The sequence below is a fragment of the Variovorax sp. JS1663 genome, from assembly GCF_002157355.1.
Classification (GTDB): Bacteria; Pseudomonadota; Gammaproteobacteria; order Burkholderiales; family Burkholderiaceae_C; genus Variovorax.
The window spans coordinates 112572-137554 of record NZ_LYMK01000015.1; the positions used below are offsets into that span (position 1 = coordinate 112572).

At 70.1% G+C, this 24983-nt stretch carries 26 protein-coding genes; 13 read left to right on the forward strand and 13 right to left on the reverse strand.

Annotated elements, in window-relative coordinates; all coding sequences use genetic code 11:
- Nucleotides 1–62 precede the first annotated feature (62 nt).
- Both pth and A8M77_RS14930 read left to right on the forward strand, forming a co-directional pair.
- The gene (gene pth / locus A8M77_RS14925; protein WP_086922288.1) at nucleotides 63–695 is read left to right on the forward strand and encodes an aminoacyl-tRNA hydrolase; all 633 of its coding nucleotides are present in this window, start codon (nucleotides 63–65) and stop codon (nucleotides 693–695) included.
- Between the two features lie 29 nt (nucleotides 696–724).
- Entirely contained in the window at nucleotides 725–1165 is a 441-nt protein-coding gene (locus tag A8M77_RS14930) for a hypothetical protein (protein WP_086922289.1), read from the forward strand.
- Here the strand turns inward: A8M77_RS14930 and A8M77_RS14935 are convergent.
- On the reverse strand, nucleotides 1162–1455 hold the full coding sequence (locus A8M77_RS14935) for a YfhL family 4Fe-4S dicluster ferredoxin (protein WP_086922290.1): 294 nt from the start codon (nucleotides 1453–1455) through the stop codon (nucleotides 1162–1164). The two genes, A8M77_RS14930 and A8M77_RS14935, sit on opposite strands and share 4 nt — an antisense overlap.
- A gap of 150 nt (nucleotides 1456–1605) precedes the next feature.
- Between A8M77_RS14935 and A8M77_RS14940 the strand changes: the two genes are divergently transcribed.
- The 6 genes from A8M77_RS14940 (at nucleotide 1606) to A8M77_RS14965 (ending at nucleotide 8341) form a co-directional block, all read left to right on the forward strand.
- Complete coding sequence (locus tag A8M77_RS14940) at nucleotides 1606–2556, forward strand: ABC transporter permease (RefSeq protein WP_086922291.1); 951 nt, start codon at nucleotides 1606–1608, stop codon at nucleotides 2554–2556.
- 94 nt (nucleotides 2557–2650) lie between these two features.
- Entirely contained in the window at nucleotides 2651–3532 is an 882-nt protein-coding gene (locus tag A8M77_RS14945; RefSeq protein WP_086922292.1) for an ABC transporter permease, read from the forward strand.
- A 12-nt stretch (nucleotides 3533–3544) separates the two neighbouring features.
- On the forward strand, nucleotides 3545–4531 hold the full coding sequence (locus tag A8M77_RS14950) for an ABC transporter ATP-binding protein (protein ID WP_086922293.1): 987 nt from the start codon (nucleotides 3545–3547) through the stop codon (nucleotides 4529–4531).
- Nucleotides 4528–5331, forward strand: coding sequence for an ATP-binding cassette domain-containing protein (locus A8M77_RS14955; RefSeq protein ID WP_086922294.1), 804 nt, complete (start codon nucleotides 4528–4530; stop codon nucleotides 5329–5331). The genes A8M77_RS14950 and A8M77_RS14955 overlap by 4 nt, the downstream gene beginning before the upstream one ends.
- Before the next feature lie 113 nt (nucleotides 5332–5444).
- Entirely contained in the window at nucleotides 5445–6938 is a 1494-nt protein-coding gene (locus tag A8M77_RS14960) for an ABC transporter substrate-binding protein (protein ID WP_086922295.1), read from the forward strand.
- Entirely contained in the window at nucleotides 6935–8341 is a 1407-nt protein-coding gene (locus A8M77_RS14965) for an amidase (RefSeq protein ID WP_443271308.1), read from the forward strand. The genes A8M77_RS14960 and A8M77_RS14965 overlap by 4 nt, the downstream gene beginning before the upstream one ends.
- 7 nt (nucleotides 8342–8348) lie before the next feature.
- Here the strand turns inward: A8M77_RS14965 and A8M77_RS14970 are convergent, their stop codons facing one another.
- Nucleotides 8349–9215 (reverse strand): LysR family transcriptional regulator, encoded by an 867-nt coding sequence (locus tag A8M77_RS14970; protein WP_086922296.1) that lies wholly within the window; start codon nucleotides 9213–9215, stop codon nucleotides 8349–8351.
- Between the two features lie 106 nt (nucleotides 9216–9321).
- Between A8M77_RS14970 and A8M77_RS14975 the strand changes: the two genes are divergently transcribed.
- From A8M77_RS14975 to A8M77_RS14985, 3 genes are read left to right on the forward strand one after another with little or no spacing between them, the layout of a single operon-like run.
- Complete coding sequence (locus A8M77_RS14975; RefSeq protein WP_086922297.1) at nucleotides 9322–9720, forward strand: tautomerase family protein; 399 nt, start codon at nucleotides 9322–9324, stop codon at nucleotides 9718–9720.
- A 16-nt stretch (nucleotides 9721–9736) separates the two neighbouring features.
- A complete protein-coding gene (locus A8M77_RS14980) occupies nucleotides 9737–11101 on the forward strand; it encodes a tetratricopeptide repeat protein (RefSeq protein WP_086922298.1) in 1365 nt (454 codons plus the stop codon).
- A gap of 5 nt (nucleotides 11102–11106) precedes the next feature.
- Nucleotides 11107–11733 (forward strand): LysE family translocator, encoded by a 627-nt coding sequence (locus A8M77_RS14985; protein WP_086922299.1) that lies wholly within the window; start codon nucleotides 11107–11109, stop codon nucleotides 11731–11733.
- A gap of 13 nt (nucleotides 11734–11746) precedes the next feature.
- On the opposite strand, the gene A8M77_RS14990 is transcribed toward A8M77_RS14985, so the two are convergent.
- Nucleotides 11747–12109: an SPW repeat protein gene (locus A8M77_RS14990; RefSeq protein WP_086922300.1), complete on the reverse strand. Its 363-nt coding sequence runs from the start codon at nucleotides 12107–12109 to the stop codon at nucleotides 11747–11749.
- 164 nt (nucleotides 12110–12273) lie between these two features.
- On the opposite strand from A8M77_RS14990, the gene A8M77_RS14995 reads away from it, so the two are divergent.
- Nucleotides 12274–15276 (forward strand): transglycosylase domain-containing protein, encoded by a 3003-nt coding sequence (locus tag A8M77_RS14995; protein WP_086922301.1) that lies wholly within the window; start codon nucleotides 12274–12276, stop codon nucleotides 15274–15276.
- 54 nt (nucleotides 15277–15330) lie between these two features.
- On the opposite strand, the gene A8M77_RS15000 is transcribed toward A8M77_RS14995, so the two are convergent.
- On the reverse strand, nucleotides 15331–16002 hold the full coding sequence (locus tag A8M77_RS15000; RefSeq protein WP_086922302.1) for a histidine phosphatase family protein: 672 nt from the start codon (nucleotides 16000–16002) through the stop codon (nucleotides 15331–15333).
- 69 nt (nucleotides 16003–16071) lie between these two features.
- Here A8M77_RS15000 and A8M77_RS15005 point away from each other — a divergent pair, with 69 nt between their 5' ends.
- Complete coding sequence (locus A8M77_RS15005) at nucleotides 16072–16779, forward strand: alpha/beta fold hydrolase (protein WP_192871619.1); 708 nt, start codon at nucleotides 16072–16074, stop codon at nucleotides 16777–16779.
- On the opposite strand, the gene pcp is transcribed toward A8M77_RS15005, so the two are convergent.
- The 9 genes from pcp to A8M77_RS15050 form a co-directional block, all read right to left on the reverse strand.
- Nucleotides 16772–17419: a pyroglutamyl-peptidase I gene (gene pcp, locus A8M77_RS15010; protein ID WP_238136828.1), complete on the reverse strand. Its 648-nt coding sequence runs from the start codon at nucleotides 17417–17419 to the stop codon at nucleotides 16772–16774. The genes A8M77_RS15005 and pcp overlap by 8 nt on opposite strands.
- Complete coding sequence (gene pxpA / locus A8M77_RS15015; RefSeq protein ID WP_086922303.1) at nucleotides 17416–18153, reverse strand: 5-oxoprolinase subunit PxpA; 738 nt, start codon at nucleotides 18151–18153, stop codon at nucleotides 17416–17418. The genes pcp and pxpA overlap by 4 nt, the downstream gene beginning before the upstream one ends.
- Entirely contained in the window at nucleotides 18143–19186 is a 1044-nt protein-coding gene (locus tag A8M77_RS15020) for a biotin-dependent carboxyltransferase family protein (RefSeq protein ID WP_192871620.1), read from the reverse strand. Before A8M77_RS15020 ends, pxpA begins: the two co-directional genes overlap by 11 nt.
- Complete coding sequence (gene pxpB / locus A8M77_RS15025) at nucleotides 19183–19836, reverse strand: 5-oxoprolinase subunit PxpB (protein ID WP_086922304.1); 654 nt, start codon at nucleotides 19834–19836, stop codon at nucleotides 19183–19185. Before pxpB ends, A8M77_RS15020 begins: the two co-directional genes overlap by 4 nt.
- Nucleotides 19833–20336, reverse strand: a complete 504-nt coding sequence (coaD, locus tag A8M77_RS15030) for a pantetheine-phosphate adenylyltransferase (RefSeq protein WP_086922305.1) — start codon at nucleotides 20334–20336, stop codon at nucleotides 19833–19835. Before coaD ends, pxpB begins: the two co-directional genes overlap by 4 nt.
- Before the next feature lie 44 nt (nucleotides 20337–20380).
- Entirely contained in the window at nucleotides 20381–21004 is a 624-nt protein-coding gene (locus A8M77_RS15035; RefSeq protein ID WP_238136829.1) for an RsmD family RNA methyltransferase, read from the reverse strand.
- Nucleotides 20988–21803, reverse strand: a complete 816-nt coding sequence (locus A8M77_RS15040) for a TIGR00266 family protein (protein WP_086922307.1) — start codon at nucleotides 21801–21803, stop codon at nucleotides 20988–20990. The genes A8M77_RS15035 and A8M77_RS15040 overlap by 17 nt, the downstream gene beginning before the upstream one ends.
- 61 nt (nucleotides 21804–21864) lie before the next feature.
- On the reverse strand, nucleotides 21865–23187 hold the full coding sequence (locus A8M77_RS15045) for a M16 family metallopeptidase (RefSeq protein WP_238136833.1): 1323 nt from the start codon (nucleotides 23185–23187) through the stop codon (nucleotides 21865–21867).
- A gap of 38 nt (nucleotides 23188–23225) precedes the next feature.
- Nucleotides 23226–24683: a M16 family metallopeptidase gene (locus A8M77_RS15050; RefSeq protein ID WP_086922308.1), complete on the reverse strand. Its 1458-nt coding sequence runs from the start codon at nucleotides 24681–24683 to the stop codon at nucleotides 23226–23228.
- Nucleotides 24684–24983 lie beyond the last annotated feature (300 nt).

Genomic DNA, 24983 nt, shown 5'->3' on the forward strand with positions numbered 1-24983 from the left:
GAAACGGCCCGCCTTCGCGGGCCGTTTTTCTTGGCGCGTCGCGCCGCCGATAATCCCGCCCCATGATCAAGTTGTTCGTCGGCCTCGGCAATCCGGGCCCGGAGTACGAAGCCACGCGGCACAACGCCGGCTTCTGGTGGATCGACGCCCTCGCGCGCGAGCGCAAGCTCACGCTGCAGCCGGAGCGCAGCTACCACGGCCTGGTGGCCCGCATGCAGATCGGCGGGCAGCCGGTCTGGCTGCTGGAGCCGCAGACCTACATGAACCTCTCGGGCAAGTCGGTGGCCGCGCTGGCCCGCTTCTTCAAGATCGAGCCGCACGAGATCCTGGTGGTGCACGACGAGCTAGACGTCGTACCCGGCCAGGCCAAGCTCAAGCGCGGCGGCAGCCATGCCGGCCACAACGGCCTGCGCGACATCCACGCGCAGCTCGGCACGGCGGACTACTGGCGGCTGCGCCTGGGCATCGGCCATCCCGGCGTCAAGTCCGAGGTGGTGAGCTGGGTGCTGAAGAAGCCGCTGAAAGAACAGCGCGAGGCGATCGAGGACGCGATCGCCCGCACGCTGCACGCCTTCCCGGCCCTGGTCGCCGGCGAGATGGACAAGGCCACGCTGCTCATCCACACGAGCAAGCCGCCGCGTCCCAAGCCGCCGCGGCGCGAGCCGGGCGAAGGCGGACCGCCCGCTCCGGCCTGAGCGGAATCACGAAGAAGGGAGAAAGAAGAATGAAGAACTGGACCACCCTCGCCGCCCCGGCGATCGCGGCCTGCCTGTTGTGGGCACCCGCGATCGCCGGCAGCGCCACGACCTGGCGCTGCGGCAGCACCTACTCCGACCGGCCATGCGAAGGCGGAAAGGCCCTCGCCCTCGACGATGCGCGCGAAGCGACGCTGAAGCGCGACGCCGACCGCACGACACGCGAAGCCCAGGCGGCCGGCGATCGCATGGAGCGCGAGCGCCTGCGGCTGGAGAAGGCACAAGCCAACCGCCCCACGTTGATCGACAGCCGGCCAGCGGCGCCCAAACCGCAGAGCGTCACCGACGGCACGGGCAAAAAGAAAAAGGGCAAAAAGGAGCCCGACTACTTCAGCGCACATGACCCGGTGGCCACGGCGAAGAAAAAGGCGGAGAAGGCGGCCGCGCGCCGCGGCGGCGACAAGGGCTAGGCCTGTGCAGCCGCCGCCGGCGGTTCGCCTTCAGCCGCAGCCTTGGCCTCGGCGAGCCGCTCGAACTTCTGCCACAGCGTCTCCCGCGACTCGACGTGGGCAGGGTTCGTGGGAATGCAGGCCACCGGGCAGATCTGCACGCACTGCGGCTCGTCGAAGTGGCCCACGCACTCGGTGCACTTGTGCGGGTCGATCTCGTAGATCTCCTCGCCCATGTAGATCGCGTCGTTCGGGCACTCCGGCTCGCAGACATCGCAGTTGATGCATTCGTCGGTGATCATGAGGGCCATGGGCTCGCATTATCCGTCGGCCGCCGCCGGGCCGCCCCGAGGCGGCCAAAGCCCCCTCTGGGGGCGGTGAGGACGCGAAGCGCCGAACGTGGGGGTCAACAGCTCTCGGCATGCTCATTGCGTCTGTCGGGTTATGCTGCGGCCCGCCCCATGAGTCTCTTTCTATTCAAGCGCTTCGTGACGCTGATCGCCACGCTGGTCGGCGCCTCCGTCATCGTGTTCCTCGTGCTGGAGATCCTGCCCGGCAACGCCGCGCAGATGCTCATGGGCCCGGACGCCTCGCCCGAGGCGGTCGCGGCCCTGGCCACCAAGCTCGGGCTGGACCAGCCCGCCTGGACGCGCTACTGGCATTGGATCGGTGGCCTGCTCACCGGCAACCTCGGCGACAGCTATGCCTACAGCACGCCGGTTGTCGAGCTGATCCTGGAGCGCCTGGCGCTGACCGTGCCGCTGGCCCTGCTCGCCATGGCCCTCACCACCGCGCTTGCCCTCCTGGTGGGCGTGACCGCCGCGGCACGCCACAACAAGCTCGGCGACGTCGGCCTGATGGGTTTGACCCAGATCGGCATCGCGATTCCCAACTTCTGGTTCGCCATCCTCCTGATCCTGGTCTTCTCCGTCCAGTTGCAATGGTTCTCGGCCGGCGGCTTCGAGGGGTGGCAGGAAGGCATCCTCCCCGGACTCAAGGCCTTGCTCCTGCCCGCGCTCTCGCTGGCGGTGGTGCAGGCCGCCATTCTGGCGCGCATCACGCGCTCCGCCGTGCTGGAGGTGATGCGCGAGGACTTCGTGCGCACCGCGCGCGCCAAGGGCGTCACCCAGCGCGCCGTCCTGTGGACCCACGTGCTGCGCAATGCCCTGATCCCGGTGGTCACCGTCATGGGCATGCAGTTCTCCGAGCTGCTGGCCGGCACCATCGTGGTGGAGAACGTGTTCTACCTGCCCGGCCTGGGCCGGCTGATCTTCCAGGCCATCAGCAACCGCGACCTCATCGTGGTGCGCAACTGCGTGATGCTGCTGGCTGCGATGGTGGTGATCGTCAATTTCGTGGTCGATGTGCTCTATGCCGTCATCGATCCGCGCATCAAAGCCTCCGACATATGAGACCCCCCGGCTTTTCACTCCGCCGCGCTGTGTGTAACTCCACCCCCCGAGGGGGCGGCGCGGCTCGCCGTGGGGCGGCCCGGCGGCGACCGCTATGAGCGCCGTCCCCGCACAAGTCCCCAGCGCCGCCGCGTTCAAGGTCCCAGGCTTCTGGGGCCGCGCTCTGCATCACCGCAGCTTCACCATCGGCGGCGCCCTGACGCTGTTGCTGATCCTGGCGGCCGCCGTCTCCCTGGTGTGGACCCCCTGGTCCCCCTACGAGATGAACATCGCCAACAAGCTCCAGCCGCCGACGGCCGCGCACTGGCTGGGCACCGACACCTTCGGGCGCGACGTGGCCTCGCTGCTGCTGGTGGGCGCGCGCGCGTCCATCCTGGTGGGGCTGATCGCGGTCGGCATCGGCCTCGTCGTCGGGACGGCGCTGGGCCTGCTCGCCGCCGCGAAGCGTGGCTGGGTCGAGGAGGCGATCATGCGCTTCGCCGACTTCTCGATGGCCTTTCCCGCCATCCTCTCGGCCATCATGATGACCGCCGTCTTCGGCGCCGGCATCGTCAACGCGATCATCGCGATCGGCATCTACAACATTCCCACCTTCGCGCGCATCACTCGCGCCTCGGCCAACGCGATCTGGTCGCGCGAGTACGTGGCCGCGGCGCGCGCCTGCGGCAAAGGCGCCTTCGCGATCACCGTGCAGCATGTGCTGCCCAACATCTCGGCGGTGCTGATCGTGCAGTCCACCATCCGCTTCGCGATCGCCATCCTGGCCGAGGCCGCGCTCTCCTATCTCGGCCTGGGCACGCAACCGCCGCAGCCTTCCTGGGGCCGGATGCTGAGCGAGGCCCAGACCATGATGTTCCAGGCCCCGCTGCTGGCAGTGTTCCCCGGCATGGCCATCGCGCTGGCCGTGCTCGGCCTCAACCTGCTGGGCGATGGCCTGCGCGACCTGCTCGATCCGCGCCTCGCCCGCGCCCGCTGATCCCCGCTTCTCATGCCCCTGCTCGAAGTCGACAACCTCCATGTGCAACTGCAGACGCAGCGCGGGCCCGCCGAGGCGGTGCGCGGCATCGGCTTCACGCTCGAGCGCGGCGAGACACTGGGCATCGTCGGCGAATCCGGCTGCGGCAAGTCCATCACCGTCCAGTCGCTGATGGGGCTGCTGCCGGCCACCGCCAAGGTCACGGGCAGCATCCGCTTCGACGGCACCGAGCTGGTCGGCCTGCCCGAACGCGCGATGTGCGAGCTGCGAGGCAATCGCATCGGCATGATCTTCCAGGAGCCGATGACGGCGCTGAACCCGGTCCACACCATCGCGCGCCAGGTCGGCGAGCCGCTGCGCCTGCACCGCGGTCTGTCGCGCGCCGAGGCGCGCAAGGAGGCGCTGGCCCTGCTGGACCGGGTCGGCATTCCCGACGCCGCCTCGCGCCTGGATGCCTACCCGCACCAGTTCTCCGGCGGCCAGCGCCAGCGCATCGGCATCGCGATGGCGCTGGCCTGCGGGCCTGACCTGCTGATCGCCGACGAACCCACCACCGCGCTTGACGTCACCATCCAGAAGCAGATCCTCGAGCTCATTCAAGGCCTGGTGGCCGAACGCGGGATGGCCCTGATCCTGATCTCCCACGACCTCGGCGTGATCGCGCAGAACGTCTCCAGGATGCTGGTGATGTACGGCGGCAGCGTGGTCGAGAGCGGGCCGACAGCCGCCGTCTTCGCGGAGCGTGCCCATCCCTACACGCAGGGTCTTTTCGCCGCCCGGCCCGCGCTCGGAGCGGCGAGAGGCCTGAAGCTGGCCACCATCCGCGGCAGCGTGCCGGAACTGGTGGACCTGCCGGCCGGCTGTCCCTTCGCCGGCCGATGCCAGCTCACCATCGACGACTGCCACGCCACGCGCCCGCCACCCACGCCGATGCCGCACGGGCACGAGGTGCGCTGCATCCGACTGGGCGAAGCGATCGCGCAGGAGGTGACGGCATGACCGCTCTCCTCGAAGTCGAGAACCTGGTGCGCCACTACCAGCTCCCGCGGGAGCGCCTGTTCGGCCCGGCGCCGACGGTGAAGGCGCTGAACGGCGTCAGCTTCAGCCTCGAAGCCGGCCGCAGCATGGGCATCGTCGGCGAATCGGGCTCGGGCAAGTCGACGATCGCGCGCCTGGTGATGGCGCTGGACGCACCGACCGCCGGCACGGTGAAGCTGCTCGGCCGTGATCTCCACGCGCTGCCCAAGGACGCGTTGCGCGCCACCCGCCGCGACCTGCAGATGGTCTTCCAGGACCCCTACGGTTCGCTCGACCCGCGCCAGACCGTGGCGCGAATCGTCGCCGAGCCCCTGGAGGCACTGGCCCAGACCAGCCGCGCGGAGCAGCACGAACTCGCCGCCGAATCGCTGGTCGCGGTGGGCCTGCGCGCCAGCGATCGCTACAAGTACCCCCACGAGTTCTCCGGTGGTCAGCGCCAGCGCATCGCGATCGCCCGCGCGCTGATCACCCGGCCCAAGCTGATCGTGGCCGACGAGCCGGTGAGCGCGCTCGACGTCTCGGTGCAAGCCCAGGTGCTGAACCTGATGCAGGACCTGCAGCAGAAGTTCGGCATCAGCTACCTGCTGATCAGCCATGACCTGGCCGTGGTCAACCACCTCTGCGACGAGGTCTGCGTGCTGCACCGGGGCCTGGTCGTCGAGCGCGGCGCGCCGCAACAGCTCTTCGCGCATGCCGAGCATCCCTACACCCAGGCCCTCCTGGCAGCGGTGCCACGGGCGGAGCCTGCGGCGCTTGCATGAGCGTCCGCCCGGCCACGCCGAAGGGGCAGGTGCTTGTCCCGAGCCCTCCGGCGCGCGGATGATGTAACGTTGTATGTCTTTCCTCTAACAGTTTCCAGTCCGGAGTCCTGAACATGTTGAAACGCCGCACACTCCTCACCACCGCTGCGCTCGCTACCGTGCCGCTCGCCCTGCCGCAGGCGGCGCTGGCCCAGGGGCGCAAGGACGCCCTGGTGATCGGCATGACGCTCGAGCCGCCGGGCCTGGACCCGACCACCGGTGCAGCGTCCGCCATCGCGGAAATCACCCACTACAACATCTACGAGACGCTGACGAAGATCAACGCCGACGGCAAGGTGACGCCGCTCCTGGCCGAGAGCTGGGAGGTCTCGCCCGACCTCAAGACCTACACCTTCAAGCTGCGCCGCGGCGTGAAGTTCCAGAACGGCGAGCCATTCAACGCGCAGGCCGTCAAGTTCTCCTTCGATCGCGCCGGCGCCGAGAAGAGCACGAACAAGGACAAGCGCACCTTCGCCAACCTGAGCACGCAGGTGGTGGACGACAACACCGTTGTGCTGATCAACAAGGAGATCGATCCGGACCTGCCCTTCCTGCTGGGCCAGGCAACCGCGATCATCGTCGAGCCCAAGAGCGTGGACACCAATGCCACGAAGCCGGTCGGCACCGGCCCCTACAAGCTGGACAGCTGGGCCAAGGGCGCCTCGGTGGTCGTGAGCAAGTGGGACGGCTATCGCAATCCGGGCGAGGCCAAGCTCCGGCGCGTGACTTTCCGCTTCATTTCCGACACCGCCGCGCAGGCGGCGGCGCTGATGGCCGGCGACGTCGACGTGTTCAAGCCGATCGGTACGCGCGCGGTGGCGCAGTTCAAGAACAACCCGCAGTTCCAGGTCATCCAGGGCGGCTCGCGCGCCAAGACCATTCTCGCCATCAACAGCAAGAAGAAGCCGCTCAACGACGTGCGCGTGCGCCGCGCCATCCTTGCCGCGATCGACCGCAAGGCGGTGATCGAAGGCGCCGCCGACGGGTTCGGCACGCCGATCGGCAGCCACTACGTGCCCGGCGCGCCCGGCTATGTGGATACCACTGCCATCAACCCCTACGACGTCGAAAAGGCCAAGAAGCTCCTGGCCGAAGCCGGCGTGAAAACGCCGCTCGAACTCACGATGACGCTGCCGCCGCCCCCCTATGCACGCCAGGGCGGCGAAGTGATCGCGGCCGAACTGGCCAAGATCGGCATCACCGTGAAGATCCAGAACGTCGAGTGGGCGCAATGGCTCAGCAACACCTACGGCGGTGCGCACGACTACGACCTCAGCATCGTGTCGCACGTCGAGCCCTTCGACCTGGGCAACTATGCCAAGCCGGACTACTACTGGGGCTACGACTCCAAGGAGTTCTCCGCGCTTTACGCCAAGATCAAGAACACTGCGAACGAGGCCGAGCGCAACAAGCTCCTGGGGGATGCACAGAAGCTGCTGGCAACCGACGCAGCGAACGGATTCCTGTACCAGCCCCAGTTCCCCAGCGTCGCCAGGAAAGGCGTCAAGGGTCTGTGGAAGGAAAGCCCGATCTTCGTCAACGACCTCGCGGCGCTGTCCTGGTCGTGAGCACGCCGCTGCACGACCTGTCGGCACAGGCGCTCGTCGGCGCCTACCGCAAGGGGAGCCTGTCCCCGGTCGAGGTCACGCAGGCCGTGCTCGACCACATCGCGCGCTGGGAGCCGCGGCTGCAGGCCACCTGGCTGCTGCGCCCCGAGGCCGCGCTGGAGCAGGCGCGTGCCGCGGAGGCGCGCTGGCGCCGCGGTGAGCCGCGGGGCCCGATCGACGGCGTCCCGACCACGATCAAGGAGAACATCGCCACCCAGGGCGACCCCATGCCCGCCGGCACCGCGGCCGTGGCGCTGCGCCCGGCCGCGGCCGATGCGCCGCCTGCCGCGCGGCTGAAGGAAGCGGGTGCGGTGGTCGTCTCCAAGACCACCATGCCCGACTACGGCATGCTGTCTTCCGGACTCTCCAGCTTCCACCGGCTGGCCCGCAATCCCTGGGACCTGACCAGGACACCGGGCGGCTCCAGCGCAGGCGCCGGTGCGGCGGCGGCGGCCGGCTACGGCCCGCTGCATGTCGGCACCGACATCGGCGGGTCGCTGCGGCTGCCCGCCAGCTGGTGCGGCATCTTCACCCTCAAGCCCAGCCTGGGCCGCATTCCGATCGATCCGCCCTACATGGGCCGCGCAGCCGGCCCGATGACGCGCAGCGTCGCCGATGCGGCGCTCATGATGCAGGTGCTGGCGCAGCCCGACGCGCGCGACAGCATGAGCCTGCCGGAACAGGTCATCGCCTGGTCCACCTTCGACGCCGGCGCAGAGCGCCTGCGCGGCTTGCGCATCGGCCTGCTGCTCGATGCGGGATGTGGCCTGGCCGTCGAGCCCGAGATCCTGAAGGCGGTCGAGCAGGCAGCGCGGCTGCTCGAGCGCGCCGGTGCCGTGGTCGAGCCGATGCGGCCCTTCATGTCGCAGGCCATGCTGGATGGCATGGACCATTTCTGGCGCATGCGGTCGCTGGTGGACATCAACGCCCTGCCGGCCGAGCAGCGCGTCAAGGTGTTGCCCTACATCCGTGCATGGGCCGAGAGCGCGGGAGCCTTCAGCGGCGAGCACGTGTTCCGCGGCTTCAGCCAATTCCACGCGACGCGCGTGGCGGCGGTGAGCGCCTGCTCGAAATTCGACTACGTGATCTCGCCCGTTTCGCCCAATCTGCCGGTGGACGCGGAGCTTCCTTCTCCCACCAACGACCCGCTGCGCCCGCTGGAGCACATTGGCTTCACCGTGCCCTTCAACATGTCGGAGCAGCCGGCCGCGTCGATCAACTGCGGCTACAGCGCCAGCGGCCTGCCCATCGGCCTGCAGATCGCGGGACATCGCTTCGACGACCTGGGCGTACTGCAGGTCGCGCGCGCCTTCGAGCTGATCCGCGAACCACAGCGGCCCTGGCCGCAGCCGCCGGCCGCCTGAACGCGGCTCAGGAAAACTGCGAGGCGAGCATCTCGCGCGCCCGCGTGACGAATTCCGTCTCGCCGCGCCGCGGCGGCAGCAGATGGAAGACCACCCGCGGCAGCGCGGGCAGGCCGTGCGGCGGCGCCAGGCGTGCCACGCCCTCGCACAGGGCGGATTCGTTGAGGCAGGCCACGCCCAAACCGGCCGCCAGCGCTGATTGCAGCCCGGCCACGCCCGAAGCCACGTGAGCCACCGTGTAGGGCACGCGCCGTCGGCGCAGCAGCCCGATGGTGAACTGGTGCAGCGAGCACGTGTCGGGCAGCACCAGCAGCCGCAGCGGCGCGCCACGCGCGACGCGCAGGCCGGCAGCGCCCATCCAGGCCAGCGATTCGCGGCGCAGCGCGGGCGCCTTCGCAGCGGCCTTGTCGCCCTGCCCGGCCACACGCATCGAGAGACCGACGTCGAACTGGCCCTGCGCATAGCCGGCCTCAATCGCCCCGCTCTTCAGCACGCTCACATGCAGCCGCACCTGGGGGTAGCGTTCGCCCAGGCGCGCGAGCAGGCGCGCCAGCTCTCCCGGCCGGAAGTAGTCGGTGACGGCGAGCCGCAGTTCACCCTGAAGGGTTTCGCCGCGCAGGTCGCGCAGGGCCTCGTCCGCCAGCACCAGCAGGCGCTGCGCATGGGCCAGCAGCCGCGTGCCGGCCGCCGTGGGCAGCACGCCGGCCTTGCTGCGGCTGAGCAGGGACTGGCCGGCGCGCTCCTCCAGCTTGCGCATCTGCTCGCTCACCGCGGACTGCGACAGGAAGACCTGCGGCGCGGCCGCGGTGAGGCTGCCCGCCTCGACCACCGCGACGAAGGTCCTGAGCTGCTCCAGGTCGAAGCTCTGCTGCATGGGCATATCCATTCGTTCTACCGATGACATCCATCATATCTTCCCGCTTTTCAGATGGATCGCCTTTTCCCAGAATGAAGCCCTCATCGTTCGAAAGGAAAGCACCATGCCCCACATCGTGATCCATCTCTCCGGCCAGCCCGACGCCCAGCTCACCCGCCGCGTCGTCGAGACCGTGGCCGAGCTGACCCAGAGCGTGCTCGACAAGAAGCTGCCGGTGATCGCCACCACCGTGCAGTACATCGCCGACGACGCCTGGTTCATCGGAGGCCATTCGCTCGCCGAACTCGGCCAGTCGGCCTTCCATCTCGACATCAGCATCACCGACGAGACCAACACCAAGGCCGAGAAGGCGCGCTACCTCCGCGAGATCTACCGCGCGATGGCGGCGCTGCGGAAGAATCTGCACGAGGTGTCCTATGTGCATCTGATCGACGCCCGCGCGGCGGCCTACGGTTACGGCGGACTCACGCAGGAGTACCGGCACCAGCAGGCCGGCGTGTAGGGGCAGAATAGGCTGCATGCAAGACAGCCTGGGCAATCCCGTCACGCTGAGCGACCCGTCGAGCCTGCGCGCCGTCAACGATTTCGTCGAGGGCTTCATCTCCTGCGAGGCGCGCGCCGTCGACGTGCTCGCCGCCGCGCAGGACGACAGCCCTCTCGTGCAGGCCTACTGCGCGACGCTGCATCTGTTCGCCGAGTCGCGCGATGCCGCGGCCAATGCGCGGCCTTTCCTCGACAGGGCGCAGGCCGGCGCCGGCCGTGCCACGCCGCGCGAGCGGCGCTACATCGCGGCCGTCAGCGCCTGGGCCGAGGGCGACATCACGCGCGCGATCGCCCTGCACCACGAGCAGGCTCGCGAGCATCCGCGCGATCTGGCCTCGCTCAAGCTCGGGCAGTACCACTGCTTCAACGTCGGCGACTGCCCCGGCATGCTGCGGCTCGCGCTGGCGGCGCTGCCGGCGGCGGCCGACGTGCCCTATCTGCACGGCATGGCAGCCTTCGGCCAGGAGCAATGCCACCTGCTGCGCGAGGCCGAGGCCAGCGCACGCCGCGCGATCGCGATGGTGCACAAGGAGCCCTGGGCCCACCACGCTCTGGCCCACGTGATGCTGACCGAGGGACGGCTGGCCGAGGGCCTGGACTTCATGCGCGGCGTGAGCGACACCTGGGTCGGGCTCAACTCCTTCATGGTCACGCACAACTGGTGGCATGTGGCGCTGTTTCTCATCGACCTCGGCCTTGATGCCGAGGCGCTCGCGGTCTACGACCGGCAGGTGTGGGGCGTGGTCAAGGAGTACTCGCAGGACCAGATCGGCGCGGTCTCGCTGCTCGCCCGCCTGGAGCTCGCAGGCATCGACGTGGGCGCACGCTGGCAGGACCTGGCCGGCTACCTGGCACAGCGGCTCGACGACCATGTGCTGCCTTTTCTCGACCTGCAGTATCTCTATGGCCTCGCGCGCGCCGGCCGGCCCGAGGCGCAGCAGTTGCTGCACAGCATCGAGGCCTTCGCACCAGATGCCCCGGCCTCCACGCGTGCCGCCTGGCAACGCGTCTGTGTCCCGGCGGCGCGGGGCCTGCTGGCCCACGCGCAAGGTGATGCGGCCGGCACGATCGAGGGCCTCGGCCTGGCGCTGCCGCGCCTCGTGGAGATCGGCGGCAGCCATGCGCAGCGCGACCTGTTCGAGCAGGTCTACCTCGATGCGCTGGTCGCCAGCGGCACAGCCAGCGGGCTGGCCAGCGCACAAGGTCTTCTTCAGCAGAAGGTCAACGCGCAGCCCGAATCGCTGCGCCTGCGGCGCCAGGCCGGCGATGTCTACGCCGCACTTGGGCTTCCACGCCTGGTGTCCAACTCGCCCAACCCACACGCACACGCACAGGAGTAAGAAACTTGTCCATCGAAATCTGGCTCGCCTTCGTCGCCGCCTCGGCGGTGCTGCTCATCATTCCCGGCCCGACCATCCTCACTGTCATCAGCTATTCGATGGCGCACGGCCGCCGCGCCAATGTGCCGCTGGTGGCCGCGGTGGCCTTGGGCGATTCGACCGCGCTGGCAGTGTCGCTGCTGGGCCTGGGCGCGCTGCTCGCGGCCTCGGCCTTCTGGTTCACCGTGGTCAAGTGGGCGGGCGGCCTGTACCTGCTCTACCTGGGCTTCAAGCTGCTGCGCGCTGGCGCCTCCTCGGCCGAGCTGGCCGCCCCTGCCGCGCCGGGCTCGCGCTGGCGGCTGTTCGCCAACACCTGGCTGGTGACGGCACTCAACCCCAAGGGCATCGTGTTCTTCGTGGCCTTCTTGCCGCAATTCCTCCGGCCTGGCGAGGACGTGACCCAGCAGCTCTGGATCCTCGCCCTCACCTTCGTGGTGATGGCGACGCTGAACGCCACGCTCTACGCGGTGTTCGCCGCGGCGGCGCGTCGGCTGCTGAGCTCGCCGCGCGCGCAGCGGCGCTTCCACCTGGCGGGTGGCTCGCTGCTGTCGGCGGCCGGGATCTGGGCGCTGCTGGCCCGTCGCCCGGCCTAGCCGCGCTGCGCGCTCAGTGCGCGATGCGGTGCCACCAGCGGCTGTATTCCTCGTCGGTCGACAAGGTCCACAGCGCCAGCACCATGACCACCAGCCCGGTCACGACCGCGGTGAGCATCGCATCGGCGTTGCCGTTGAAGCGCAGCACCCAGGGCGACGCCACCAGCCACAGCCCCAGCGCCGCCTCGGTCCATTCTTCCCAGGCGCGCGGAAGGAGCATCGCGCCGAGCGCCGCGGCGATCAGTGCGATACCCACGATCACCGCGTTCGGCATCGCGGCAGCATCACCGGAATAGCCCAGGATCCAGGGTGAGAGCACCAGCCAGGCACCCAGCGCGCCATTGACGGCGTCCTGCCAATGCTTGAGTTGGAACATGGTTGCACCTCCTGCCGGCTGGAATGCCGGTGGTCGTTGGACCCGTCGGGCATGGCGCTGGTTCCTTTTGTGAACATGAAAGCGCCCGGACTCCCACAAAGGCGCCGAAAGGCGCATCATCCGGTCTGCAGAACCCACGGCACGGGCTCGATGCGAGGCAGATCGTGGCAAGGTTCAGGACGCTCCTGTGGCTCGGCGCGGCACTCGCCGCGACGGGGGCGCTCGTTGCCTTCGCGGTGGACGAGTTGCGGACCGCGCGGCTGCAGTCCGCCTTCTGGCGCGATGTCGGGCGCGACGCGCATTTCAGCGTCGCCGCCGGCCCCAGCGACGCCCTCCGCTTCCCGCACAGCGGCCCCTATGACGAGCGTCTTGGCTACAAGCGCATGCCCGAGTTCATCGAGCGGCTGGAGGCGCGCGGCTATCAGGTGACTGAGCAGGCGCGGATGTCGCCGCGGCTGATGGCGCTGTACGACCACGGCCTCTATGGCCCCTGGCGCGAGAAGAACCAGGCCGGCCTCACCGTACGCGACTGCCGGGCCCGGACACTGTCGCAGACCCGCGTGCCGCAGCGCGTGTACGAGCGCTTCGAGGAGGTGCCGCCGCTGCTGGTGGACGCCCTGCTCTTCGTCGAGGACCGCCATCTGCTCGACGCCGAGCCGGCGCAGCGCAATCCCGCGCTGGACCCGGAGCGCTTCGCCAAGGCCGGCATCGAGCAGTTGCAGCGCGCCCTCGGCGCTTCGCGTTCCGCCTCGGGCGGCAGCACGCTGGCCACGCAGATCGAGAAGTACCGCCATTCGCCCCACGGCCGCACCGGCTCGATCGGCGACAAGCTGCGCCAGATGGCATCGGCCTCGCTGCGCGCCTACCAGGACGGCGAGGACACGCAGGTACGGCGCCGCCAGATCGTGGTCGACTACCTGGACACCGTGCCGCTCGCCGCGCGGCCCGGCTACGGCGAGGTGCATGGCCTGGGCGACGGCCTGTGGGCCTGGTACGGGCGAGACTTCGGCGAGGTCAATCGCCTGCTGGCCGACAACGCCGAAGGCGCCCCGCCCACGGAACAGGCGCTCGAACGGCAGGCCGAGGCCTTCAAGCAGGCCCTCTCGCTCATGATCGCCCAACGCCGGCCCTCGCAACACCTGCTGGACAACGGCGAGAGCCTGGGCCGGCTCACCGACAGCTACCTGCGCCTGATGGCCGATGCGGGCGTCATCGCGCCCTCCTTGCGCGATGCGGCGCTGAAGATCACGCTGAAGCGACCGTCCGAGCTACCGCCCGCACCGCGGCCGGACTTCGTTCGGCGCAAGGCGCTGAATGCGCTGCGCGGCGAGATGACCTCACTGCTCGACGTGCCGCGTGCCTACGACCTGGAGCGGCTGGACCTGGAGGTCGACGGCAGCCTGCACGACCAGGCGCAGGCGATTGCCGCGCGGGCGCTGATGCAGCTTCGCACGCCCGCAGCCGCCAAGGCCGCCGGGCTGTACGGCCACCACCTGCTGGACCCGGGCGACGACCCGCGCCGCCTGACCTACAGCTTCACGCTCTACGAGCGCGGCCAAGACAGGAACCTGCTGCGGGTGCAGGCCGACAGCATCGATCAGCCCTTCGACGTGAACCGGGGCGCACGCCTGGATCTCGGCTCCACCGCCAAGCTGCGCACGCTGGTGAGCTACCTCGAACTGGTGGCCGAGTTGCACGGGCGCTGGGCGGAGGCCGGCACGGCCGCGGTCGCGGCCTGGAAGCCGAACGAGCGCGATCCGCTGGGCCAGTGGGCGCGCCACCAGCTCCTGAACGCACGCGACCGCAGCCTCCCGGCGATGCTGGAAGCGGCCATGCAGCGGCGCTACTCCGCCGGCGAAGGCGAGGCCTTCTTCACCGGCGGCGGCCTGCACAGCTTCAGCAACTTCGATCGCACGCACGGCGGGCCGATGACGGTGCAGGAGGCCTTCCGGCACTCGGTCAACCTGGTGTTCATCCGGCTCATGCGCGACATCGTGCGCCACCGGATGTACGGCGATGGCGCTGCCGGCCGCCGCCTGCTGGAAGACCCGGCCGACCCGTCGCGCCGCGAGATGCTGGTGCTCTTCGCCGACCGCGAGGGTTCGGCCTTCCTCGCGCGCTTCCATCGCAAGTACAAGGGCAAGACGCCGGCCGAGGCGGAGGCCTTGCTGCTCAAGGGCCTGCGGCCGACGGCGCCACGCCTGGCCAGCGTGCTGTTCACCCTGGAGCCGGGGGCCGACGAAGCGCAGCTCGAGGCGCTGCTGGTGCGCGAGCTCGGCCGCGGCGCCAACTCGCCGCGTGCCCTTCGCAAGATGCACAGCACCTACACCGGCCTCTCGCTGGGCGACCGCGGCTACGTGGCACGGGTGCATCCGCTGGAACTCTGGCTGGTGGGCTACTTGCGCCGACACCCCGGTGCCTCGTTGACCGAGGTGCTGGACGCGAGCGTGCAGGAGCGCCAGGACAGCTATGCGTGGCTGTTCAGGACGCGCCACAGGAGCGCGCAGGACCGCCGCATCCGCGAGCTGGTCGAGGGCGACGCCTTCGCCCAGATCCACCGCTCGTGGCAGCGCCTGGGCTATCCCTTCGCGTCGCTCACGCCTTCCTATGCCAGCGCGATCGGCGCCTCCGGCGACCGGCCGGCGGCGCTGGCCGAACTGATGGGCATCCTGGCCAACGACGGCCGGCGACTGCCGCAGCCCGGCGTGACCGCCCTGCACTTCGCGCGCGGGACGCCTTACGAGACGCGGCTCGAGCAGCGCGGCGAGGCCCCGCAGCAGGTGTTGGCGCCGGAGGTCGCCCAGGCGGCACGCCGTGCGCTGGCCGACGTCGTGCGCAGCGGCACGGCGCGCCGGCTGTACGGCGCGGTGATCGACGCGGACGGCAGGCCCATCGAGATCACCGGCAAGACCGGCACCGGCGACCGCCGCTTCCAGGTCTACGGCCGCGGCGGCCGCGTGATTGCCGAGCGCAAGGTGGAGCGCACGGCCACCTTTGCCTTCACCCTCGGCGACCGGTACTTCGGCACGCTGGTCGCCTATGCGCGCGAGCCTTACGCGGCGCGCTTCCGCTTCACGAGCGCACTGCCGGTGCAGCTGCTGAAATCGCTGGCGCCGCAGCTGCTGCCGGTGCTGCAGCAGGAAGGCTGCAGCGCGCCCGCGGGCTGACCGGAGCACCTTCGCCTCCGGCTGCGGTATTCGCCTTGGGAGCGGCCCGTCGGCTCATGACTTTCGCAGGTGCCGCTGCTGGTCGTAGGTCGGCTGCGCGGGCAGGCCCTCGAGGTGCGCGGTGTCGGCCCAGTCGATGATCTCGATCTGCGTGGGCCGCGCCGCGTCGGCGATGCGGATGCGGTTGAAGCCGGCGTTGGGAATATCGCTCTGGCGCGGGCCGTTGAGCCCCAGCCCGCGCGCGGTGCGCCAGACCATGTCCAGCACGCCGCCGTGCGTCACGACGATCACCCTCTGCCCCGGATGCGCGGCCGCGAGGCCGCCGAACGTCTCCATGACGCGTGCGTGGAACTGCCGCGTCGACTCGCCCTCGGGCATCGCGTGGTCCTCGCTGAACTTGAGCCAGTCCTCCCAGGCGCTCGGGTGCTGCGCCTGGATCTCCTCGGCCCGCATGCCCTCGACGACGCCGAAGTTCTGCTCCCGCAGCGCGACCGAGGTGAGGATCTCGAGCCCGAGCTGCTGCGCGGCGGGCGTCGCCGTCTGCTGCGCGCGCATCAGGTCGCTGCTGACCAGGTGCTGCGCCGTCTCGCGCGCCATGCGCAGGCCCAGCCGGCGTGCCTGCTCGTGGCCGGTGTCGTTGAGGGGAACGTCGATGTGGCCCTGGAAGCGCAGCTCGCGGTTCCAGTCGGTTTCGCCGTGGCGAATGAGGATGAGTTCGATGGACATGGAGTGTGGCTATTGTCCTCGCAACCCATGTCGGCCAGACGACGGCCGCGGATCGCCGAAAATGCGCCGATGCCCCAACTTGTCCTGCTGCCCGGCCTCGCCTGCGACGAACGCCTCTGGGAAGCCCAGCTCTCCGCACTGCCCGCCAACCTCGACGTGCGCGTGAGCGACGCCCACATGCGGCATGAGCGCATCGAAGCCATGGCCGCAGCCGTGCTGCGCGAGCATGCCGGGCCACTGGTGCTGTGCGGTGCCTCGATGGGCGGCATGATCGCGATGGAGGCTGCGCGCCAGGCGCCCGAGCGCATCGCGGGCCTGGCGCTGCTGGGCACCAATCCGCGCCCCGAAACGCCCGAGATGTACGAGCTGCGTACCTCCGCGATCGAACTCTTCGAACGCGGCGAGGCGCGCGACGTGATCGAATTCAATGCCGGCTTCGCCTTTCATCCCGCGCAGGCGGGCGATGCCGCGCTGGTGCGCCGCTACGTGGAGCTGGTGCTCGATGCCGGCGCGGAGCAGCTCATCAGCCAGAACCGCGCCCTCATGGAGCGGCCCGACCAGCGCACGCACCTGGCCTCGCTGCGCTGCCCGGTGCTGATCATGTGCGGCGACAGCGACAGGCTCACCGCGCCCGAATGCTCGAGCGAGCTGGCCGCGCTGATGCCTCACGCGGAACTCGTGTGGGTCGAGGCCTGCGGCCACATGCTGACGATGGAGAAGCCGGCATTCGTCAACGCGACGCTGCTGCCATGGCTCCAGCGGGTGATGCTCAGCTGATCTGCCCGCCGGTCTCGCGCACGTCGTCGTGCACCGCGAGCGCTGTCGCGACCGCGATGCGCAGACCAGTGGTCACCGTCTCCAGCGCCATGCTCGGCATGCCCGGAAAGCGCACCGCCTGTTCGGGCAGGTAGGGGATGTGGATGAAGCCGCCACGCAAGCCCGGCGCCGGGCGCATGGCGATGCGATGCATCAGGCCGAAGAACAGGTGATTGCAGACGAAGGTGCCGGCGCTGTTCGACACCGACGCGGGAATGCCCGCCTCGCGCAGCGCACGCACCATGGCCTTGATCGGCAGCGTCGAGAAGTACGCCGCCGGCGCGCCCGCCACCACCGGCACATCGATCGGCTGGCAGCCCGCGTTGTCGCAGATGCGGCCGTCGTCCATGTTGATGGCCACGCGCTCGGGTGTGATCTCGCTACGGCCGCCCGCCTGGCCGACGCCGATCGCCAGCACCGGCCGCAGTTCGTCGATGGCCGGATCGAGCTCGCGCAGCGCGGCACCGAAGACGCAGGAGATGCGCCGCGCATGCACCACCGCGCCCTCGCAGCGCCAGCCGTCCAGTGCGCGGACCGCCTCCCACGAGGGATTGATCGCCTCCTTGTCGAAGGGCTCGAAGCCGGTCAGCAGGATGTTCACGTCGCGGCGATCGCGATGCCTTCGCCCGTCAGGCGCTCGCGGATGCGGCGCGCGAAGGCGAGCGCATGGGCGCCATCGCCGTGCAGGCAGACGGTCTGCGCGTTGACCTCGACCACCGTGCCGTCGATCGCACGCACCTGGTGGTCGCGCACCAGCGAGAGCGTCTGCGCGAGCGCCTGTGCCTCGTCCTCGATCAGCGCCTCGGGCCGGCTGCGCGGCACCAGGCTGCCATCGGGCATGTAGCCGCGGTCCGCGAAGACCTCTTCCACCGGCGTCAGGCCGGCGCGCCGGGCCGCATCGATCATGCCGCTGCCTGCCAGGCCGAAGAAGCGCAGGCCGGGATCGAAGCGGCGCACCGCCTCGCACAGGGCCTCGGCCAGCACCGGGTCCTTCACCGCCTGGTTGTAGAGCGCCCCGTGCGGCTTGACGTGGGCCAGCGCGCCGCCCTCGGCCTTGACGATGGCCGCCAGCGCGCCGACCTGGTAGAGCATGCCGGCGATGACCTCCTCGGGCGGCAGCCGCATCTCGCTGCGGCCGAAGTTCTCGCGGTCGGGCCAGCTGGGGTGCGCGCCGATCGCCACGCCGTTCTCCAGCGCCCAGCGCACGCATTGCCGCATGGTCTTCGCGTCGCCGGCATGCCAGCCGCAGGCGATGTTCGCCGAGCTCACGAGCTGCAGCAGGGCCTCGTCGTTGTCGCAGCCTTCGCCGAGATCGGCATTGAGGTCAATCCGCATGGTGGCGTTCTCCTTGCGTCCCATTGTGCGCCGGCAGCATCCACCCCGCCGCGGACAGGCCTTGGCTGACATGCGCAAGGTACTGCTGCTGTGCGCCCCAGGCCTCCAGCGCCGCCGCCGCGTCGACCTCGACCAGGCGCAGCCGGCCGTTGAGCGGCGCCCGCGCAAGCTTCCAGAGGTCGGCACGGATCACCACGCCGATGCGCGGATAGCCGCCCGTGGTCTGCGCATCGCCCATCAGGATGATGGGCTGCCCCGAAGGCGGCACCTGGATGGTCCCGGGGATCACGGCCGAGGACAGCATGTCGGTGCTGCGCTTGCGCTTGAGTTCCGGTCCTTCGAGCCGGTTGCCCATGCGGTTGCTCTGCGGCGTGATGCGCCAGGCCTCGCGCCACAGCAGCTCGCGAGAAGCGACGGTGAACTGATCGAACTCGGGGCCTGGCATGACGCGCAGGACCACGGTGCCGTCCTCGTGCTGGTCCCAGTCGGGCGCGCGCACGCCGAAGGCGCGGCGCGCCATGCGTGCCGCATCGAGGCCGGGCAGCCCCAGCGGCAGCCGGTCGCCCTTCTTCAGCGCGCGACCCTCGTGGCCGCCGAAGCCGGCCTTGAGGTCGGTGCTGCGCGAGCCGATGACCGGCGGCACGTCGATGCCGCCGGCGACGGCCAGCCAGCTGCGCAGTCCCGTCTTGCCGATCCATTCGTTGGCCGCGCCGAGGCGCAGCACCTGGCCTGCCGCCACCGGCATGCTCCAGCCGGGCCACAGCGGCGCACCGTCGAGGCGTGCGCCGAAATCGTCGCCAACCAGCGCGATGCGGGTGGAGGTCTCGAAGCGGATCTCGCAGCCACCGAGCGTGAGTTCCAGGCCTGCCGCGCCGTCGGCGTTGCCCACCAGGCGATTGGCCAGCACCAGCCCGAGTGCGTCGAGCGCACCGCCGGGGCAGATCCCCTGCTGCCGGTGGCCATGGCGGCCCAGGTCCTGCACGGAGGCCAGCGGGCCGGGTCGCAGCACCGTGAGGGCGCCCGCCGCCGTCACAGCGCGACGCTTTCCACGACGAAGCGCACCCGGTCCCCGGGGCGCAGCAGAGTGGGCTCGGCCGCGGCCGGGTCGAAGAGTTCCAACGGGGTGCGGCCGATCAGCTGCCAGCCGCCCGGCGAGACGAGCGGATAGATGCCGGTCTGCGCCCCGCCGATGCCCACCGATCGGGCCGGCACCGCCACCCGGGGTTCGGCACGCCTCGGTGTCGCCAACTCCGGCGGCAGCCCACCCATGAAGGCGAAGCCCGGCAGGAAGCCGAGCAGGTAAACCACGTAGTCGGCACTGCTGTGGCGCCGTACCACCTCCGCCGGCGCGAGGCCGGTGTGCGCGGCCACGTCGGCGAGGTCAGGACCTGCCTCGCCGCCGTAGGCCACCGGGATGCGGATCTCGCGCCCCTCGATGGCCATGCCGGCGAGCTGGGGCCAGGCCGACAGCACCTGCATCTCCAGCTCGGCCGCATCGACCTGCTCGGGATCGAAGACGAGGCTGAGGTTGTTCATGCCCGGCAGCACCTCGTGCACGCCGCGCCATTGCAGGGCCTCGCTGGCCAGCGCCCAGATCTGCTGCTGCTGCGCCAGCGTCGCCGGCGACGGCAGCTCGCACAGCAGCGCCGCATCGCCCAGGGCGTGCAGGCGCGGCGACGTCATTCGCGGCCCAGGCTGCGCACCTTGGCGAGCAGGCTCTCCTGCACGCCGCGCGAGACGAACTTGTCGACCTCGCCGCCGAGCATCGCGATCTCGCGCACGAAGGTGCTCGAGATGAACTGGTACTTGTCGCTGGGCGTGAGGAACACGGTCTCGACCTCCGGCATCAGCGAGCGGTTCATGCCGGCGAGCTGGAATTCGTAGTCGAAGTCGGTCACGGCGCGCAGGCCGCGCACCATGGCCTTGCCGCCACGCGCCACCACGAAATCGCGCAGCAGGCCCGAGAAGCTCTCCACGGTGACCTGGTCGCTGTAGGGCGCCACCGCCGTGCGCGCCATGTCCATGCGCTCCTGGAGCGTGAACAGGGCCTTCTTGTGATGGCCCGCCGCCACCGCGACGATCACCCTGGAGAACAGCTGCGTCGCCCGTCGCACCACGTCTTCGTGGCCGAGGGTCATGGGATCGAATGTGCCGGGATACACCGCGATCACGTTGCTGGACATGGTTGCTTCCTCCTGGTGCAGCCGTTGCGGCCGGTTCGGGCGGATTATGCAGTGCTGTCAGACGCAAGTATCAACAGATGTGCATGCACCGCGCCGGCCTTGAGCAGACGGTAGGGCGCCAGGCCGAAAGGGGCCAGCTCTTCTCCGCCCCAGCGGCGCGCCGCTTCGAGGTAGACCACGCCATCGGGCCGCAGCGCGCGCACCGCTGCCCGCAGGGCCGAGTCGTAGAGCTGCGGGCTGTCGAAGGGCGGATCGAGGAACACGGCATGCACGCTCCCCGCCGGCGCGCGCTCGAGGGCCGTCACGCCATTGCCGCGCTCGATGCGCACGGCCTCGGCCTCGAGCTTCGTCTTCAGGGCCTGCATCTGAGCGACCAGCGAGGCGTCCTGCTCGCACAGCAGCACGGAGGCCGCGCCGCGCGAGGCGGCCTCGAAGCCGAGCGCGCCGGTGCCGGCGAAGGCGTCGACGCAATGCCAGCCCGGCAGCTCGCCGCCACTGGCGCCCGCCAGGCTGGCGAGCCAGTTGAACAGGGTCTCACGCACCCGGTCGGGCGTGGGGCGCAGGCCGGGCTTGTCGACCACCGCCAGCCGCGTGCGCTTCCATTGGCCGCCGATGATGCGGACCTCGTGGCGCCGCGCGTCCTGTGTCCGCTTATTCGTCGTCGCCACCCAGCACTCCTCCGAGCAGTCCTCCAGCGCCGAAGCCACCGAGCACCGAGCCCTCCTCGCGCGCGCCGCCGCGCTGCGGTGCGGCCGCGAACACGCGCGAGGCCAGGCGCGAGAAGGGAAGACTCTGCAGCCAGACCGTGCCAGGCCCGCCGAGCTTGGCGAAGAACAGGCCCTCGCCGCCGAAGAGCGCGGTCTTGATCTTGCCCACGTACTCGATCTCGAACTGGACCTGCGGCGTGTAGGCGACCAGGCAGCCGGTGTCCACCATCAGCGTCTGGCCGGGCGCCAGCTCGCGCTTGACCACAGTGCCGCCCGCATGCACGAAGGCCAGGCCATCGCCGTCGAGCTTCTGCATGATGAAGCCCTCGCCGCCGAAGAAGCCGACCGAGAGCTTGCGCTGGAACGCGATGCCCAGGCTCACGCCGCGCGCGGCGCAGAGAAAGGCATCCTTCTGGCAGATCAGCGTTCCGCCCAGCGCCTTCAGGTCCATCGGCAGGATCTTGCCCGGATAGGGTGCCGCGAAGGCCACGCGGCGCTTGCCCTGCCCGTTGTTCGTGTAGACGGTGGTGAACAGCGACTCGCCCGTCACCAGCCGCTTTCCCGCCCCGAGCAGCTTGCCGAACAGGCCGCCGCCCTGCTGGACCGAGCCGTCGCCGAACACCGTGTCCATGGCGATGCCGCCATCCATGAACATCAGGCTGCCGGCCTCGCCGATCGCGGCCTCGCCGGGATCCAGCTCGACCTCGACGAACTGCATCTCCGCACCGCGGATCTCGTAGTCCACCACGTCCATCGCCATCTTGTCGCTCCTCGTGTTGCGCTGTGAGGCGAGGATGGTAGCCAAGCGGCCGCGGGCGGATTCAGGGCTTGCCGCCCACCACCACCGTCACCATGCGGTCGGGCTGCAGCTTGCGCGCGAAGGCGGCCTTGATGTCGGCCGCCGTGACGGCGTTCATGCGCGCGGTCCAGGTCTCGAGGTAGTCGAGCGGCAGGTCGTTCCAGGCGATGTTCGCGACGTTGCTCAGCAGCTTGCGGTTGCTGTCGAGCAGCAGCGGGAAGCCGCCGATCAGGTTGTCCTTGGCGGCCTTGAGCTCGGCGGCGGTGGGGCCGTCGGCGACGAATTTCGCGACCACCTCGCGCGAGACCTTCACCGCCTCGTCGGCCTGGTCGGGCCGGGTCTGGAAGCCGATGCGGAAGGCGCCGGCATGCAGGCCCGGCGAGAAAGTGCTGTAGACGCTGTAGGCCAGGCCGCGCTTCTCGCGCACCTCCTCGGTCAGGCGCGAGACGAAGCCGCCACCGCCGAGGACGTAGTTGCCGAGGGTGAGCGCGAAGTGGTCCGGATCGCTGCGCGGATAGCCCGGCTGCCCGATCCAGACATGGGCCTGGGCCGAGTCGAAGGGCAGGCGCTCGTCCTTGGCGGCCGCGAGCGGCGCCACGTCGGGCACCGGCGGCAGCGCGGCGCAGCCGCCGGCCGGCACGGGCAGGCGCGACAGCAGCGTGTTCGCTATCGAGTCGGCCTGCGCGCGCGTGACGGCGCCCACGATGCTGAGCTTGGCGCGGCAAGGCTGGATCAACTGCTCGTAGCGCTGGCGCATCGCGGCCGTGTCGATGCGCGCGAGCGTGGCTTCGGTCGTATCCAACCCATAGGGATGGCTGCCGTAGACGTCCTGGCCGAAGGTGCGCCCGGCCAGGGTCGCAGGCTTGGTGTTGGCCTCGCGGATGGAGGCGTTGAGCCGCTCGCGCTCGCGCCGCCACACGTCCTCGGGAAAGGAAGGCTCGCCAATCTCGCGCGCGGCCAGGCGCACCGCCTTGTCGAGCAGCGCCGGCGTGGCGAGCGTGCGCAGCGAGAAGCTCATGCGGTCGGAGCCGGCACTGGCGTCGAAGTTGGCGCCGAGATCGGCCCAGGCCTCGCCCAGGGCGTTCTGGTCCATCGCCGGCTCGCTACCGCTCGCCCGGATGCCCTTCTCGACCATGCCGGCGGTCACACCGGCGAGCCCGGCCTGCGCCGCGGGGTCGCGCCGGCTGCCGGCGTCGAAATCGATCTGGACGTCGACGATGGGCAGGGCATCGGTGGCGGCCAGGTACACCTTGGCGCCGTTGGCCAGGGTCCAGTGTTCGATCGGGACTGCGGCCTGGGCAACGGCACCGGCCAGCGCGACAGCGAGGGACGGCAGGAGCTTCATCTTGTTCAGGATCGGCATGATGCGGCGGCTCGTCGTCTTCATCGCAGTTCTCCCCCGGGGGCAGCGAAGCCGCGTGCACGTCGCTGGGGATCGGGCGGCAGCGGCCGCAGCGTGGCGACGGTCAGTTGGTCGTCGCCGAAGTACTTGGCTGCCACGGCCTGCACCTCTGCCGCCGTGACCTTCTGCAGCCGCGCGATCATGCGCGGGCTGGCATCGAGCGGCAGGCCCTGGATCCAGTTGCTGCCGAGCTCGCGCGCCTGGGCCATCACCGAGTCGAGCTTGTAGGTCTCGCTGGCGGTCCACTGGGTCTTGACCCGGGCCAGTTCGGCCTCGCCGATGCCTTCGCGGGCGATCTTCGCGACCTGCTCGCGCAGGGCGGCCTCGACCGCCTCCGGGGTCTTGCCGGCGGCGGGCACGCCATCGAGCACGAAGAGCTGCGGGCCGCGGCCGACGAAGCCAGAGTAGGCGCCGGTCGAGTCGGCCACGCGATCCGGCCCCTGGGTCAGCGCGCGGTCCAGGCGCGCGCCCGGATAGCCGTCAAGCACGGCGGACAGCACCAGCAGGGCATAGGAATCGCTCGCGCCGTCGAACTGGTCGGTGGTCGGGATCTGCGGCACGCGGAAAGCCAGGGACACGTAGGCCTGCTCGGCCGGCGCCTTGAACTCGATGCGCCGCAGGCCGCGCTGCGGCGGCTCGATGCGGGGCTTGCGCTCGGGCACCGCCCGGCTGGGGATGCGCCCGTAGTACTTCTCGGCCAGGGCACGCACCTTGTCGACGTCGACATCGCCCGCCACCACGAGTGCGGCATTGGCGGGCACGTACCAGCGCTGGAAGAAGGCGCGGGCGTCGGCCGGGGTCATCGCGTCCAGGTCGCTCATCCAGCCGACGATGGGGCGGCGGTAGGGCGAGGCGGTGAAGACGGCGGCGTTCTGCTGCTCGCCGAGCAAGGCCCGGGGCTGGTCATCGGTGCGCAGGCGGCGCTCTTCCTTCACCACCTCGATCTCGCGCGTGAATTCCTCGTCCGGCCACTGGTTGGCGGCGAAGCGGTCGGACTCCAGCACCATCACCTGCTCCAGCTTGTCGGCCGGGATCTGCTGGTAGTAGCCGGTGTAGTCGCGCGTGGTGAAGGCGTTCTCGCGCCCGCCCAGCGCGGCCACCCGGCGCGAGAACTCGCCGGGCTTGAGCGTCTTCGTGCCTTTGAACATCATGTGCTCCAGCACGTGCGCCACGCCGGAGGTGCCGTCGACCTCGTCCACGGAGCCGACGCGGACCCAGACCATCTGCACCGCCGTCGGCGCACGCCGGTCGGGCTTGACGATCAGGCTCATGCCGTTGGCGAGGGTGAATTGGCGGGGCTGGGTGGCTGGGCTGGCCACCGTGGCGTCGGGTGCGGCCGGGGGAGGGGTCTGCGCCAGCGCGGGCCAGGCCCAGGGCGCGATGAGCACCGAAGCCAGCACCGCACCAGACGCAGCGCGGCGTGGCGAGGGGTGTTTCATAGAATGGGTCGGATTGTAAAAACACCCCGATGTTCAGTTTCTTCAAGAAAAAACCGCCGGTCGAGAGCCCTGCGCCAGCACCTGTCGCCTTGCCGGCCGAGACGCCCGCGGAGCCGCCGGCGCCCGCCCGGTCGGTGTTCTCGCCGTCCAGTTGGTTCGGCGGCAAACCCGCCGTGGCGGAGCCGCCCGCCCCTGTCGCATCTCCTGTTGCACCTTCTGTTGCAACTCCAGTCGCACCTCCGGTCGCACCGCCCGTTGCAGCGCCGATAGCGCCCCCTGCTGCGACCCCTGCCGTACCCC

Excerpts from the sequence above, each read along its gene's own strand:
- pth (WP_086922288.1), top strand. The coding sequence starts at position 63 with ATGATCAAGTTGTTCGTCGGCCTCGGCAATCCGGGCCCGGAGTACGAA.
- A8M77_RS14930 (WP_086922289.1), top strand. The coding sequence starts at position 725 with ATGAAGAACTGGACCACCCTCGCCGCCCCGGCGATCGCGGCCTGCCTG.
- A8M77_RS14935 (WP_086922290.1), bottom strand. The coding sequence starts at position 1,455 with ATGGCCCTCATGATCACCGACGAATGCATCAACTGCGATGTCTGCGAG.
- A8M77_RS14940 (WP_086922291.1), top strand. The coding sequence starts at position 1,606 with ATGAGTCTCTTTCTATTCAAGCGCTTCGTGACGCTGATCGCCACGCTG.
- A8M77_RS14945 (WP_086922292.1), top strand. The coding sequence starts at position 2,651 with ATGAGCGCCGTCCCCGCACAAGTCCCCAGCGCCGCCGCGTTCAAGGTC.
- A8M77_RS14950 (WP_086922293.1), top strand. The coding sequence starts at position 3,545 with ATGCCCCTGCTCGAAGTCGACAACCTCCATGTGCAACTGCAGACGCAG.
- A8M77_RS14955 (WP_086922294.1), top strand. The coding sequence starts at position 4,528 with ATGACCGCTCTCCTCGAAGTCGAGAACCTGGTGCGCCACTACCAGCTC.
- A8M77_RS14960 (WP_086922295.1), top strand. The coding sequence starts at position 5,445 with ATGTTGAAACGCCGCACACTCCTCACCACCGCTGCGCTCGCTACCGTG.
- A8M77_RS14970 (WP_086922296.1), bottom strand. The coding sequence starts at position 9,215 with ATGCAGCAGAGCTTCGACCTGGAGCAGCTCAGGACCTTCGTCGCGGTG.
- A8M77_RS14975 (WP_086922297.1), top strand. The coding sequence starts at position 9,322 with ATGCCCCACATCGTGATCCATCTCTCCGGCCAGCCCGACGCCCAGCTC.
- A8M77_RS14980 (WP_086922298.1), top strand. The coding sequence starts at position 9,737 with ATGCAAGACAGCCTGGGCAATCCCGTCACGCTGAGCGACCCGTCGAGC.
- A8M77_RS14990 (WP_086922300.1), bottom strand. The coding sequence starts at position 12,109 with ATGTTCCAACTCAAGCATTGGCAGGACGCCGTCAATGGCGCGCTGGGT.
- A8M77_RS15000 (WP_086922302.1), bottom strand. The coding sequence starts at position 16,002 with ATGTCCATCGAACTCATCCTCATTCGCCACGGCGAAACCGACTGGAAC.
- A8M77_RS15005 (WP_192871619.1), top strand. The coding sequence starts at position 16,072 with ATGCCCCAACTTGTCCTGCTGCCCGGCCTCGCCTGCGACGAACGCCTC.
- pxpA (WP_086922303.1), bottom strand. The coding sequence starts at position 18,153 with ATGCGGATTGACCTCAATGCCGATCTCGGCGAAGGCTGCGACAACGAC.
- pxpB (WP_086922304.1), bottom strand. The coding sequence starts at position 19,836 with ATGACGTCGCCGCGCCTGCACGCCCTGGGCGATGCGGCGCTGCTGTGC.
- coaD (WP_086922305.1), bottom strand. The coding sequence starts at position 20,336 with ATGTCCAGCAACGTGATCGCGGTGTATCCCGGCACATTCGATCCCATG.
- A8M77_RS15040 (WP_086922307.1), bottom strand. The coding sequence starts at position 21,803 with ATGGCGATGGACGTGGTGGACTACGAGATCCGCGGTGCGGAGATGCAG.
- A8M77_RS15045 (WP_238136833.1), bottom strand. The coding sequence starts at position 23,187 with ATGAAGCTCCTGCCGTCCCTCGCTGTCGCGCTGGCCGGTGCCGTTGCC.
- A8M77_RS15050 (WP_086922308.1), bottom strand. The coding sequence starts at position 24,683 with ATGAAACACCCCTCGCCACGCCGCGCTGCGTCTGGTGCGGTGCTGGCT.